The sequence below is a fragment of the Enterococcus sp. AZ179 genome, from assembly GCF_050498885.1.
Lineage (GTDB): Bacteria > Bacillota > Bacilli > Lactobacillales > Enterococcaceae > Enterococcus_D > Enterococcus_D entomosocium.
On record NZ_JBMHEO010000001.1, the window covers coordinates 441086 to 453672 of the forward strand.

The 12587-nt window shown below is 43.1% G+C and carries 13 protein-coding genes; 4 read left to right on the forward strand and 9 right to left on the reverse strand.

The window, feature by feature from the left end; genetic code table 11:
* The first annotated feature begins 1 nt into the window (after position 1).
* A complete protein-coding gene (locus tag IGI88_RS02215) occupies positions 2-721 on the forward strand; it encodes a DUF2087 domain-containing protein (RefSeq protein ID WP_086299207.1) in 720 nt (239 codons plus the stop codon).
* Positions 722-881: 160 nt separating this feature from the next.
* Here IGI88_RS02215 and IGI88_RS02220 read toward each other — a convergent pair whose 3' ends face one another.
* The 8 genes from IGI88_RS02220 to map form a co-directional block, all read right to left on the reverse strand.
* Positions 882-1409, reverse strand: coding sequence for a type II toxin-antitoxin system Phd/YefM family antitoxin (locus tag IGI88_RS02220; RefSeq protein ID WP_005237249.1), 528 nt, complete (start codon positions 1407-1409; stop codon positions 882-884).
* A gap of 101 nt (positions 1410-1510) precedes the next feature.
* Positions 1511-3835 (reverse strand): heavy metal translocating P-type ATPase, encoded by a 2325-nt coding sequence (locus IGI88_RS02225; protein ID WP_086299206.1) that lies wholly within the window; start codon positions 3833-3835, stop codon positions 1511-1513.
* Between the two features lie 118 nt (positions 3836-3953).
* On the reverse strand, positions 3954-4163 hold the full coding sequence (copZ, locus tag IGI88_RS02230; protein ID WP_005237251.1) for a copper chaperone CopZ: 210 nt from the start codon (positions 4161-4163) through the stop codon (positions 3954-3956).
* 37 nt (positions 4164-4200) lie between these two features.
* On the reverse strand, positions 4201-4647 hold the full coding sequence (locus IGI88_RS02235) for a CopY/TcrY family copper transport repressor (RefSeq protein WP_086299205.1): 447 nt from the start codon (positions 4645-4647) through the stop codon (positions 4201-4203).
* Positions 4648-4788: 141 nt separating this feature from the next.
* Positions 4789-5775 carry an aldose epimerase family protein gene (locus tag IGI88_RS02240; protein ID WP_061053870.1) on the reverse strand — a complete coding sequence of 329 codons (987 nt, stop codon included), beginning with the start codon at positions 5773-5775 and terminating at the stop codon, positions 4789-4791.
* Positions 5776-6061: 286 nt separating this feature from the next.
* Positions 6062-7288, reverse strand: coding sequence for a glycosyltransferase family 4 protein (locus IGI88_RS02245; RefSeq protein WP_086299204.1), 1227 nt, complete (start codon positions 7286-7288; stop codon positions 6062-6064).
* A gap of 19 nt (positions 7289-7307) precedes the next feature.
* Positions 7308-8231 (reverse strand): YihY/virulence factor BrkB family protein, encoded by a 924-nt coding sequence (locus IGI88_RS02250; RefSeq protein WP_005237256.1) that lies wholly within the window; start codon positions 8229-8231, stop codon positions 7308-7310.
* A 79-nt stretch (positions 8232-8310) separates the two neighbouring features.
* Complete coding sequence (gene map / locus IGI88_RS02255) at positions 8311-9075, reverse strand: type I methionyl aminopeptidase (protein WP_005228863.1); 765 nt, start codon at positions 9073-9075, stop codon at positions 8311-8313.
* 176 nt (positions 9076-9251) lie between these two features.
* On the opposite strand from map, the gene IGI88_RS02260 reads away from it, so the two are divergent.
* Positions 9252-9698 (forward strand): flavodoxin, encoded by a 447-nt coding sequence (locus IGI88_RS02260; protein WP_005237258.1) that lies wholly within the window; start codon positions 9252-9254, stop codon positions 9696-9698.
* Positions 9699-9752: 54 nt separating this feature from the next.
* Here the strand turns inward: IGI88_RS02260 and IGI88_RS02265 are convergent, their stop codons facing one another.
* Positions 9753-10328 carry a TetR/AcrR family transcriptional regulator gene (locus IGI88_RS02265; RefSeq protein ID WP_005228861.1) on the reverse strand — a complete coding sequence of 192 codons (576 nt, stop codon included), beginning with the start codon at positions 10326-10328 and terminating at the stop codon, positions 9753-9755.
* 231 nt (positions 10329-10559) lie between these two features.
* On the opposite strand from IGI88_RS02265, the gene IGI88_RS02270 reads away from it, so the two are divergent.
* The gene (locus IGI88_RS02270) at positions 10560-11795 is read left to right on the forward strand and encodes an aminopeptidase (protein ID WP_005237260.1); all 1236 of its coding nucleotides are present in this window, start codon (positions 10560-10562) and stop codon (positions 11793-11795) included.
* 142 nt (positions 11796-11937) lie between these two features.
* Positions 11938-12585, forward strand: coding sequence for a metal-dependent transcriptional regulator (locus IGI88_RS02275; protein ID WP_008377371.1), 648 nt, complete (start codon positions 11938-11940; stop codon positions 12583-12585).
* Positions 12586-12587 lie beyond the last annotated feature (2 nt).

Genomic DNA, 12587 nt, shown 5'->3' on the forward strand with positions numbered 1-12587 from the left:
AATGAAACCTTATCAAGAGTTTACCATTTCTGATTATCAGCAAGGATATGTCGAAACAACAACGGATTATTGTTGCGTATTTTGTCAGGAGACCTTCGACAAAGAAGAAATCTATCCCGTTGATGGCGCCTTTTTTACGGCAAAAAAACGAATGATACAGCATATCACTGAGCATCACGGAACCGTTTTATCCGCATTATTGGCTTTACCCAAAGAACAAACAGGCTTATCAGAAAGCCAGCAGGAGATTTTACAACTGTTTGCCCAAGATGTTAGCGATACTGTGATTGCCCAGCGCTTAGGTATCTCTTCTTCGACTGTCAGGAATCATCGCTTTAAGCTAAAAGAAAAGCAGCGACAAGCGACTGTTTTTATAAGTATCATGTCCTTGTTGCAAGAACCCCCGTTGCTGCCGCCTCACAAAGGGGCGACGATGCTTGATGATCGCTATGCCATTACGGCTAGTGAAAGAGAAAAGATCATTGCTACTTATTTTGATGAAGCGGGGTTTATCAAACAGTTTCCGAGCAAAGAAAAGCGCAAGATCGTTGTCTTAAGTGTGCTGGCACAAAAATTTGATCCGAAGAAAAATTATTCAGAAGCTGCCGTAAACGATGTATTAAAACAAGCGATCACCGATTATGTCACTGTCCGACGATATTTGATCGAGTATGGATTTATGCAACGGACGAAAGACGGAAAAACTTACTGGCTGACTTAAAACCCAGTCTGTAGTTGGATGGAATTTTTGTTGGTTGGATGGACAGTATCTTTCACAGTTGTGAAAAGTTAACAAGCTCCAGTTTTTTACAAAAAAAGACAAAGTACGAAAACACCCGTACTTTGTCTACTGTCTGAAACGCTGGGACAAGTTCCAGCGTTTATTTTTCTTTTAGAAAGATTTTTTTGATGATCAATTTATCAAATAATTGCGTTTGATTGTCTTGTTCCCCAATGACTTCAGCAGTCACTGATTTGCCGTCTTGTTTTTTGCGCAACTGATAAACAATCTTACCTGTTTCTTTCAATTCGTTCACCATGTCGACGACACCGCCAAAACCTGTTTTACGAGTGATGAAGCCTAACGCCACCATCCGCTCATCTAAATTTTTTGCCGAGATGCTGGCACCGGTGATCAGTGCTTGCCGCATGATTTGTAAGAATTCTTCTAGCCCTGCCACTGGCGGCTGTTCAGGCTCTTCTTCCATCAGCGGTCGCTGACGCAAATAATCTAATTCCTGCAATAACGTTTCGTACTGCTCTTGTGTCAACATGACCCCCGCCACTTTTTCACGATTGAATACATATACTGCTGTTCCTGCTTCTCGCGCTTGATTAAATACATCCATCGGAGATTTTTTTACTTCAGTAATTGAAGTAGTGGGAACATCCAACTTCTTCAGTTCCATAATCAACGTCCTCCTTGTCTCAACGAACACATTATAGCATAAATCCAGAAGCAGATTATAGAGGTATTTCACTGCTCCTAGGAAAAGAAACAAAAAAGCGGCTAATCGCCGCTTTTTTCGATTGATAAGGTCATTGCATTGATGGCAACGATGATCGTACTCATAGACATCAAGACAGCTCCGACTGCTGGGTTCAAAATGATCCCGATTGGTGCGAGCACGCCAGCTGCCAAAGGAATAGCAAAAATATTGTATCCTGCGCCCCACCAGAGATTTTGAATCATCTTGCGCCTTGTTTTTTTCGCCAAAGTCAAGAAGTGCAAGATGTCTTGAGGTTCGCTATTCGTCAAAACGACATCGGCTGAATCGATCGCTACATCGGTACCAGCTCCGATCGCAATCCCGATCGTCGCTCTTGCAAGACTTGGGGCGTCATTGATCCCATCGCCTACCATTACGACGCGCTTGCCCTCTTTGACATAGTCACTGACTAGACGTTCTTTATCGTCTGGTAACATTGCCGCATGAAAGGCTTCGATTCCTAGGTAATCGGCTACGGCTTGCGCCGCTTCTTGGTTGTCCCCAGTAGCCATAACTGGCGTGATGCCTAAGTCTTTCACTTTTTGAATAAATTGACTCGCTTCTGGTTTCACCTTATCCCCTAATGCGACGATTCCTTCCACTTTGCCGTCATGAACCAAATAGCTAATGGTATTGCCCTGCTCTTGATAATTTTTCAAGGATTTCCCTTGATACTGGATGGTTAATTGCTCCAATCCTTTTTGATTGACGATCAACCACTTTTGTCCATCGATTACGCCTTCCAGGCCAATCCCCGTCCTTGTTTGAACATCAGTCGCCTTTTTGGCTGTGATGTTTTCCTTTTCTGCTTGGGCTAAAATGCCTTCTGCGATCGGATGATTGGCGGTTTTCTCAAGACCTGCTAGGTAAGCTAGTACTTCTGATGCAGAAAGGCTGCCTGTCGCCTCGATGCCAGTTACGGTAAACGTTCCTTCTGTTAACGTACCGGTCTTATCGAGGATCAGATAATCAACATGATGCGCATTCTCCAGTGCGTTGCGATTTTTTAAGAGCAAGCCGTTTTTGGCAGCGATCGATGTTGAACGAGCCACGACGAGGGGAATCGCTAGGCCTAACGCATGGGGACAGGCAATGACGAATACCGTGACCATTCGATCAAGAGCAGTCGGTAGGTCAGCAACAAACAGCCATACAGCAAAGGCCAAAACACCAGCAACTAAGGCGATATAGAACAACCATTTCGCCACTTTGTCCGAAAGTGCTTCTAAGCGGGATTTATCAGCTTGGGCTTTTCGTACCATTTCCATGACTTTTGCCAAATAGCTGTCTTCGCCAGTCCCTGTGACTTCCATCGTAATGGTACCATTGCCGTTGACAGATCCTCCAATGACAGTACTGCCGATGGTTTTAGGTACCCGTCTGGATTCACCGGTAACTGCCGACTCATCGATCGTTGTTTCCCCTTCAAGAATCGTTCCGTCTGTAGGAATCTTATCTCCTGAGCGAACGATCAGCTGTGTTTTGTTGGTCACTTCTTCTAATGGAATCTGTTCTTCTGATCCATCTGCATTTTTCCGAATCACTTCTTTTGGCAACAGTTCTGCTAATTTCTGTAATGCATTGCCGGCATTAGAAACGGCATTCATCTCGATCCAATGCCCCAACAACATGATCACGATCAGAGTCGCTAGTTCCCAGAAGAAATCCATTACATGAGGAACAGCAAGAAAATGATTAGCGATAAACGCGTAAAGACTATAAAAATAAGAAACCGTGATCCCCATAGCAATCAAAGTCATCATGGCTGGGCTTTTTTGTTTCAATTCCATTTTTGCACCACTTAAAAACGGCTGCCCCCCATAGAAAAACAGGATCGTTCCTAAAATCAATACAACCCAATCTGAGCCGGGAAACGTGAACTGAAAGGGCAATTCGATACCCATCATTGGTGATAAAATGACGATTGGAATCGCCAAAACCAAGGATAGCCAAAACTTTTGCTTAAAATTTCCCATATGCATACTATGATCCATACCAGACATCTCATGATCCATATGACTGTGATCCATGCCAGACATCTCATGATCCATGTGGCTGTGATCCATGCCAGACATCTCATGATCCATGTGGCTATGTTCCATACTGGAAACCTCATGATCCATGTGAGCATGGTTACTATCGGCGCTTTCATGCTCCTGCAGTTTTGATGTCGCCCCTTGATGATCCACCCCATTCATCTCATGGCTTCGGGGCTCAGGGACTTCCTCCGCCTGTGGGTGTGTGAGTCCTTCTTGCCCTTTATTATCCTGCTCATTCCTAGGTTCATGCCTATGATGGCTTGACGTCTGACGATTGTCTGCAGGTGACGTTTTTTTCTGATTCATCCTAGTATTCCCCTTCCTATTTCACTGAATATCCGTACAGTCTTGCGCCTTCATACAAAAGCTTCAAGCGGCTGGACTTTCTAGATTTTTCTCCTTATCACTTTAGCGTTTGCATCGCTTATTCAAAAACACCTTGATAACCAGCTTCAGTTATTGCACTGATTAAGGCTGTTTCTGTCACTTGCGACTCGTCAAATTTGACCGTCCCACGAGCTTTTTTCAAGTCCACTTTAGCTTTTTTCACACCCGGTACTTCATTTAAGGCTTTTTCAACTTTTGCGGCACAATGGGCGCAATTCATTCCGCTGATTTGCATATTTTTTTTCATTACTATTCCTCATTTCTTTTAACAGTTTGTTGGCTACTTATTTTGTTGCATGGGTTTTGCATTGGCACTGACCAGGAATACAATTACACGAAATCGCTGCTACTGGCACTTTTTGGTCGACTACTGCTTGGAGCATCGCCAAATCTTCTGCCGTCAATGCTGCTTCTTGGATCATTTCTGCTAATGTTTGTCCGACTTTTTTGGCACAAATATGAGAAAAAAGATTCTCAGCTGCACTGCGAACAGTGGCTTCTTCTGAAACAAGTGGCGAGTAAACAAACTTTTTCCCTTGGCTTTCTGTTTTCAATACGCCTTTTTTAACAAGTCGTCCTAAAAGCGTTTTGACTGTCGCTGCTTTCCAATTTTTATTTTCGCTTAACAAAGCGGTGATCTCTTTCGCATCGGATTGTCCCAATGTCCAAATCACACGCATGACTTCCCATTCAGAATCGCTGATTTTGATTGGTTCGACCACTGATTGCATTTGTCCACTTCCTTTCATAACTGATTCACATTTTTAAGTTTACATCTGTAATCGCATTTTGTCAAAAAAAAGCATCGCCAAACTTTCTGCATTTTGGCAATGCTTTTTTCTATTTCGTTAAAAATGGTTTGTTTCCAACGTTTAAAAGTGGACCTGATACGTCGTCACAGAGTGGAAGGGTTCTTCTGGGCGCAGCACGATCTCACCAAAGTGGGTGAATTTCTCAGAGCCAGGAACACCTTGTGTTTCGATCGCCATCCCGCCATGTTTGGCAAAAGGACCGGTCTTCATTGGGGCCCCAGCTTCTCCCTCACCTGTTGTGTAAATAACAACAGCAGGACGGTCAGTAGTTACAGTCAGCTGCACTTTTTGATCGGGACTGGTTACTTTCAGATCCCACTCTTGCTCATGATCCAATAAGAATGGATCATCCAACATGGTCGTTCCCATTGGGCGTTCTTGTCTAAAATCAAACTTTGTGCCTGCGACAGGCGTTTTTTCACCGGTCGTCGTCACGTCATCGTTCGTTTCAGCCACATGTTCGGCATTGATTTGAACCAAGTGGTCATCGATCGGCTGTTGGGTATCACCTGTCAAATTGAAATAACCGTGGTTCGTTGGGTTAAATAAAGTCGCTTTGTCTGTGTTAGCGTCATATGCAAGCAATAGTTCATTGTCATTAGTCAACGTATAGGTGACTTGATAACGAACATTTCCTGGAAAGCCGCCGTCGCCATCTTGTCGTGAGGTAGTAAAAATCACGCCGGCTCTGTCTGCTTCCTCAAAAGTTTCAGCGATCCAGATATCCGTGTCAAGCCCCTTTGAACCACCATGAAGCGTATTGCCGCCATCATTGTCCTCCGTTTGGTATTCTTGCCCCTCAACCTCAAAGCGGGTACCTGCGATCCTTCCCGCTACTGGACCGATCGTTGCACCATAATAGCGTGCTTGGCGATGTCCTTCGATCGTATCATAACCGACCACAATGTCGCGGCCTTCTTCTACTGGAACGACCCAATCCAATAAGCGTGCGCCTTCGGGACTCAGCCTTACGATGGTACCGCTATCATTGGAAAGCTCATAAATCGTTCCCATTTTTTCTGAGGTCGTTTGTTTCACATTTGGCATTCGTTCATATCCTTCTTTCTTTGTTTAGTCTGCTACTCTTTTTAAGTATAGCCGTTAAGGGCTAGATCCGTCAATTCAAGACGGACGGATTCAGTAGGCATTCATTTTATGCCGGGCCGTCTTCACACAAATAAAAAGCGGCAAGAATGCCCAACTGGTTGATTGAATCATGGTCAGCTGATCGTGAGAGAAAGTACTAGGAGAAGCGCTGGCTGCTCCTGTCTTTTCTTCAATAATCAATCACATTCGCTTCGCCTGTTGGGCTCCTATGCCGCAATTGTATCGTTTATTTTTTGTGTTTTGCTTGGTAATGTTTTCTCTTTCGTCGCTTTTCTTTGATTTGAGAAGCACTGGAAGCCAAATCCAAATCCTCGCTTCCCTCTTCTTGCTTGTCTTGTCTTTTTTCTGCCCGCGCCATGAGGACTTTTTGCCTAAATCGACGGTTTCCCAGGAATTTCAGTGCACACATCAATGGTTGACGATTTTCTCCTACCAAACCAATCAATTCGATAAACAATTCAATACCGAATCCTGTACTGATGATCAGTAAAATGATTGCGGTGTTGCTGGCATAATTCATCAATAACGCAATAAATGAAAAAACCATCGCCAAGGCATAGATCGTCAAGACCGTGCCACGGTGGGTAAACCCTAATGAAAGTAAGCGATGATGCAAGTGCATTTTATCCGCCGATGAGATTTTTTGTTTATTAAATTTTCTGCGAATCATGGCATAGACGGTATCCGTGATCGGTACCCCTAATATCAGCATCGGGGTAACCACTGTAATGAAGGTCGCATTTTTTAAGCCTTGCAACGATAGGACGGAGATCATGAAACCTAGAAAAAGTGCCCCAGTGTCCCCTAAAAAAATCGTGGCTGGATAAAAATTATAAGGAAAAAAGCCAACGATCGCAGCGATCAGCGTAAAGATCACCATCGGTACTTCAACTGAATTTGGTAAAAAGAAATAACTGATGATCCCAATGGTCGTCAGACTGATAATGGAGACCCCACTCGCTAGACCGTCCAAACCATCAATCAAGTTGACCGCATTTGTGATCGCCAAAATCCACAAGATCGTCATAGGCAATCCAAGCCAGCCCAAATCAAAAACCCCGAGATAAGGGATCGAAACCGTACTGATTTTGATGCCGGCAACAAAATAGATCTCCAAAGCCGCTAACGTCAAGCCTAGCGTTTTTTGCATAGGGGTCAACTCGAAGATATCATCCAATAATCCAGTAACTACGACGATAGCTGCCCCTAAAAGCATCGGCCAGACGTAGTCAAAGGGAATCATTGCGCGAAATTCCCAAAGCAATGCAAAAGAGAAGGAGAGGAAGATGCTTAATCCCCCTGCGGTCGGCATTGTTTTGGTATTGATTCGGCGATCTCCTGGTCGATCGACTGCGCCGATCTTAAAAGAGATCAATTTAATGATCGGTGTTAGGATTAAAGACACGATCATTGTTATAAATAAGCGCATTACAAATTTGAATGCAAAATCCATCGTTTATTCTCGCTTTCCGTTATTTCTCTTTATTGGTAAATGTATCTTCGATTTTCGAAGAAATCCGCTGAACAGGATCTGTTCGTTCTTTGATCTCTTGTCCTGATACATACTCTTCTACCACTGCGTTGATGATTCCACCCAAGATAATAATCGTCGCAGCAAGATTCAACCAGATCATTAAAACAATAAAACTTCCAATAATTTGATAGCCAATGATTTTCGCAGCAAAGTAACGGGCGTATAAGCCAAACACTTGTGACAGCAACATCCAGCCAATCGTTGCAAAGATCGCCCCCGGCAAAGTCGAACGCAACTTGACCTTTGCATTAGGCACTAACCAATAGATCAGCATCATGATAAACAGCAAAGCAACGATCGTGACTGGCCATTTGACTGTTTGGAACGTATCGATCAGATTGTCTTGAAACTTAAAAATCGGCTGCAAAAAATCAAGAATGATTTTTCCAAGCCCAAATACCATCGTAACCCCAACGATCGCAATCATAAAGAGCAGGATGATCACAAATGATACTGCGCGCACCACGATAAAATTGGAACGCTGGTCCACACCGAAGGCTTTGTTCATCGCAATTTGCAAGGCATTGATACTTTGACTCGCGGACCACAACGCCGCTAAAGCGGAGATCGACAACAATCCACCAGAGCTTGTGGTGAGGAGATTTTCGATCGCTGGGCCGATAAAATCATAGATTTGATTCGGGATCAATTCCTGTACATAAGATAAAACCGTGTTCGGATCAATTGATAAATAAGGCAAAAGATTCCCCAGCGCAATCATTAACGGGAAAAGTGAAAGCAATAAATAGTAGGCCACGACGACCGAAGTGGTCCCCATTTCTGAATCAGTTATTCTATTTTGCGTCGTTTCGATGAAACGCATCAGCTTTTGATTGCTTTTTACTTTATCAACGATTTTCATGTTTCTTCCTCCGCCAGCGAATCATCTGCCTTTTTTTCTTTGTCATACGTAACAACCAGAAGTCTCCTACTTATAAAATTTAGTAGGTTCCTTCTTCTCCTTGAGAAGTTAAAATTCTCGGACCTTCTTTGGTGATCGCCAAACTATGTTCATATTGGCAGCTTAAGCCGCCATCTAATGTATAGGCGGTCCAGCCATTAGGATCCATTTTCATTTTCCACGTCCCTGTATTGATCATAGGTTCGATGGTAATAACCATTCCTTCTTTTAAACGTAACCCTTTGCCGGCTTCTCCGTAGTGAGGGATCATCGGACTTTCATGGATCGTTGGGCCAATGCCGTGTCCTACGAAATCACGCACAACCCCGTACCCTTCTTTTTCCGCATAGGTTTGAATGGCATGACCGATGTCACCGATTCGGTTACCCACTTGCGCTTGTTCGATTCCTAGATACAATGCTTTTTTGGTTACTTCCATTAATCGATCAATCTCAGGCGTCGAGTTCCCTACGACATAACTCCAACAAGAATCAGAAATGGCGCCTTTTAAATCAATACACATGTCGACTTTGATTAGATCGCCGTCTTTCAATGGTTTTTTTCGAGGAAATCCGTGACAAATCTCATCATTGATACTGCAGCAAGTGGCATATTTGTAATCTTCAAAGCCAATTTGGGCAGCGATGCCGCCGTGGCTTTCAATATAATCTCTGACAAACACTTCGATATCCCAACTCGTGATACCTGGTTTGATGAAACTGCGTAATTGTTTGTGGACATCTGCTAACAGCGCGCCGGATTCGGCCATGCGGTCAATTTCTCTGGCAGATTTTAATGTAATCATGTTCTCGTCTCCCTTAATTAAATTCCTCTTATTTTACCATAGAAATCCCTTATTTTACAAAATTCACAGACATTGTAAAGAGTTTTTCAAGTTTTGTTTTCAAACTTTCGTGCATTTGCTATAATCTGTAAGAGAGTTTTCCTTGAGAATAGGAATGAGATTGGAGGAAAAAGCCCATGGCTTTAGCAAAAATCGTCTATGCAAGCATGACGGGGAATACGGAAGAAATTGCGGATATCGTTTCTGAAGCCCTTGAAAATCTTGACATGGAAGTAGAAATGAATGAGTGTACCCAAGTGGATGCAGATGACTTTGAAGATGCCGATATCTGTATCGTCGCAACGTATACATATGGAGACGGGGAGCTACCGGATGAGATCGTCGATTTTTATGAAGATTTGCAAGAACTTGATTTAAGCGGCAAAATCTTTGGAGTCTGCGGCTCCGGTGATACTTTTTATGATGACTTTTGTAAATCGGTTGACGACTTTGAAGCCGCCTTTAGCAAAACTGGTGCGACAAAAGGAGCTGACAGCGTCAAAGTTGACTTGGCTGCAGAAGAAGACGATATTCAAAACTTAGAAGCCTTTGCCAAAAAACTAGCAGAAGCATTCGCTGAATAAAACAAGAAAACCTCTGACAAAATCAATTGATTCTGTCAGAGGTTTATTGTTTGCTTAATGATAACTGATATCGATGGGTGTTTCTCTTGCTAAAATATTATCGGTGGTTTCCGTCATCAGCTTAGCAATCTGATCTTCTGTCGGATGAATGATTCCCGAAGACATCAATGCCGCTAAGCCGGTAGCGACGATCCAGACACCGGTGTGCAAAGATTGTAATTTTACATCAGATAGATCTTGATATTTTGGTTCTTTTTTCACTGATTTCACAAAAAGGTCAAATGAAAACTGTTGCATGGAATCCCCACCACCATGCTCTTCTAAGTATAGCGCTCGGTATAATCGTTTTTCTTTATTTGCAAAGCCAATATAATTTAGCGTTAAGTCAACGATGACATCTCCCCGTCTTTCAACTGGAAAAACTTCTGTCGCTAAGTAGTCGTAAATCTGATTGATCAATGCATTTTTTAAGTCATCCATATTTTTAAATTCTAAGTAGATCGGTTGCGTTGAACATTTCATCTTCGCTGCGATATTGCGTGCGGTAAAACGTGTAAATCCTTCGGTTGCGACAACTTCATAGGCAGCTTTTAAAATCTGGTCTCTAGTAATAGTTTTCTTTCTTGCCATAATTTTTTAATCTCCTTAATTCTGCTATACATCGCTTTCAGAAATACCTTTTACTTATTGTATCATGTTTTTTTAAGTTTGCAAAAAAACTTTTAAAATTATTGCCCTTAGTGTTTCCAGTTTTTCAATTTGAAGACCACTGTTTTTTTGCTCACTTTTTCGTTTGTTTTCAAAAATACTTAGTGCTATCATGAAGACAGTTATAAATTTAGAATAAATGGAGGAATTTTAATGGTTTTACCAAACTTTAATCAGAACCTTGAAAAATATGCCCAACTGATCACTGAAGTTGGCGTAAATGTCCAAAAAGGGCACACGATCGTCATCCAAATCGCCGTGGACCAAGCACCTTTAGCTCGTCTATTAACGAAAAAAGCGTATGAATTAGGTGCAGACGAAGTAATCGTCCAATGGACCGACGATGAGATCCAAAAAGAATTTCTTACTCATGCGGCCGAAGATCGTTTGTCTACGATTCCTCAGCACAAAATTGACCAAACAGAAGATTGGGTTGAAAAAGGTGCGAGCCGCATCAGTGTCGTTTCTGCCAATCCCGATGCGTTAGCGGGCGTCGACTCAGACCGAGTGGCAACCTTCCAAGCTGCTTCTGGTAAAGCGATGATGAAATTACGTCAAGCAACACAAGCCAACAAAGTCAGCTGGACTGTGGTTGCGGCGGCTGGTCAAGATTGGGCCCAAAAAGTATTCCCTGACGCTTCCCCTGAAGAAGCACAAGACAAGCTTTGGGATCAAATTTTCAAAACGACACGTATCTATGAAGAAGATCCTGTCGCAGCTTGGAAAAAACACGATGAAACCTTGCAAGTTAAAGCTGAAGAATTGAACAAAGAACAATTCAGCGCATTACACTATACAGCACCGGGTACCGATTTGATCATCGGTTTGCCTAAAAATCACTTGTGGGAAGGTGCTGGCAGTTACAATACCCGCAATGAAAAATTCATGGCGAACATGCCAACAGAAGAAGTCTTTACTGCCCCAGATAATCGTCGCATTGATGGCTATATTTCAAGTACGAAACCATTGAGCTACGCAGGCACCATCATCTCTGGGATGAAGTTCACCTTCAAAGACGGCAAAGTCGTGGACTTTTCTGCGGAACAGGGCGAAGAAGTGTTAGGCAAACTGCTAGCAATCGATGAAGGAGCAAAATCTTTAGGTGAAGTCGCATTAGTTCCTGATCCTTCCCCTATCTCACAATCCGGCATCATCTTCTTCAATACGTTGTTCGATGAAAATGCCTCAAACCACTTGGCTTTAGGATCCGCTTATGCCTTCAGCTTGCAAGGCGGCACTGAGATGAGTGAAGAAGAACTGGCAGCTGCTGGTTTGAACCGCAGCCAAACCCACGTAGATTTCATGGTTGGCTCTGACCAAATGTCCATCGATGGCATCAGAGAAGATGGCACCACGATTCCTGTCTTTCGCAATGGTGACTGGGCTTAATAAAAAAAGGCTGAGGTGGAGTTGCTCCCCTCGGCCTTCTTTTACATAGAATATTGGAAACCGGCGGGTTTTTTCGTAGTAATCAGCCGGCTTTTTTGATAAAATCTACTTTGATAGTCTTTGATAAGAGAGGATGGATCCGATGACACCAAATCGTGAAGATTATTTAAAGCTCATCTTGGAGCTTGGTGGTGACCAAAAGAAAATCAATAACAAACAAATCGTGTCAGGTCTGGACGTCTCAGCAGCTTCAGTAAGTGAAATGATTTCAAAATTATTAAAAGAAGGCTTAGTGGAACATTCACCTTATCAAGGGGTACAGTTGACTGAAACTGGTTTAGCTTCTGCAAGTGCTCTGATCCGCAAGCATCGTTTATGGGAAGTCTTTCTTGTGGAGCACCTGCATTACTCATGGAATGAAGTTCATGATGACGCAGAAGTTTTAGAACACGTCACCTCGGAAACACTGGCGAGCCGCTTAGAAGCCTACCTTGATCATCCTCGGTATTGCCCACATGGCGGAATGATCCCCGAACAAGGAGAACTCATTCACGAAGGCGAAAAAAACACCATGAGTTCCTACCCGGTAGGAACCAAGATTCGTATCGCCCGTGTCCTTGATGAACGAGAACTGCTGGATTACCTTGTTTCGATCCAATTGAATATTCATGAAGAATACGAGATCATCGATGCGGCAGCATACGAGGGTCCGATTACGATCAAAAATGACACAAAAGAAATTGCTGTCAGCTACAAAGCCGCCAGCACGATTTTTGTTGATAAACTGTAAGG

Coding starts and splice junctions, on each gene's coding strand:
- IGI88_RS02215 (WP_086299207.1), top strand. CDS start 2: ATGAAACCTTATCAAGAGTTTACCATTTCTGATTATCAGCAAGGATAT.
- IGI88_RS02220 (WP_005237249.1), bottom strand. CDS start 1,409: ATGGAACTGAAGAAGTTGGATGTTCCCACTACTTCAATTACTGAAGTA.
- IGI88_RS02225 (WP_086299206.1), bottom strand. CDS start 3,835: ATGAATCAGAAAAAAACGTCACCTGCAGACAATCGTCAGACGTCAAGC.
- copZ (WP_005237251.1), bottom strand. CDS start 4,163: ATGAAAAAAAATATGCAAATCAGCGGAATGAATTGCGCCCATTGTGCC.
- IGI88_RS02235 (WP_086299205.1), bottom strand. CDS start 4,647: ATGCAATCAGTGGTCGAACCAATCAAAATCAGCGATTCTGAATGGGAA.
- IGI88_RS02240 (WP_061053870.1), bottom strand. CDS start 5,775: ATGCCAAATGTGAAACAAACGACCTCAGAAAAAATGGGAACGATTTAT.
- IGI88_RS02245 (WP_086299204.1), bottom strand. CDS start 7,288: ATGGATTTTGCATTCAAATTTGTAATGCGCTTATTTATAACAATGATC.
- IGI88_RS02250 (WP_005237256.1), bottom strand. CDS start 8,231: ATGAAAATCGTTGATAAAGTAAAAAGCAATCAAAAGCTGATGCGTTTC.
- map (WP_005228863.1), bottom strand. CDS start 9,075: ATGATTACATTAAAATCTGCCAGAGAAATTGACCGCATGGCCGAATCC.
- IGI88_RS02260 (WP_005237258.1), top strand. CDS start 9,252: ATGGCTTTAGCAAAAATCGTCTATGCAAGCATGACGGGGAATACGGAA.
- IGI88_RS02265 (WP_005228861.1), bottom strand. CDS start 10,328: ATGGCAAGAAAGAAAACTATTACTAGAGACCAGATTTTAAAAGCTGCC.
- IGI88_RS02270 (WP_005237260.1), top strand. CDS start 10,560: ATGGTTTTACCAAACTTTAATCAGAACCTTGAAAAATATGCCCAACTG.
- IGI88_RS02275 (WP_008377371.1), top strand. CDS start 11,938: ATGACACCAAATCGTGAAGATTATTTAAAGCTCATCTTGGAGCTTGGT.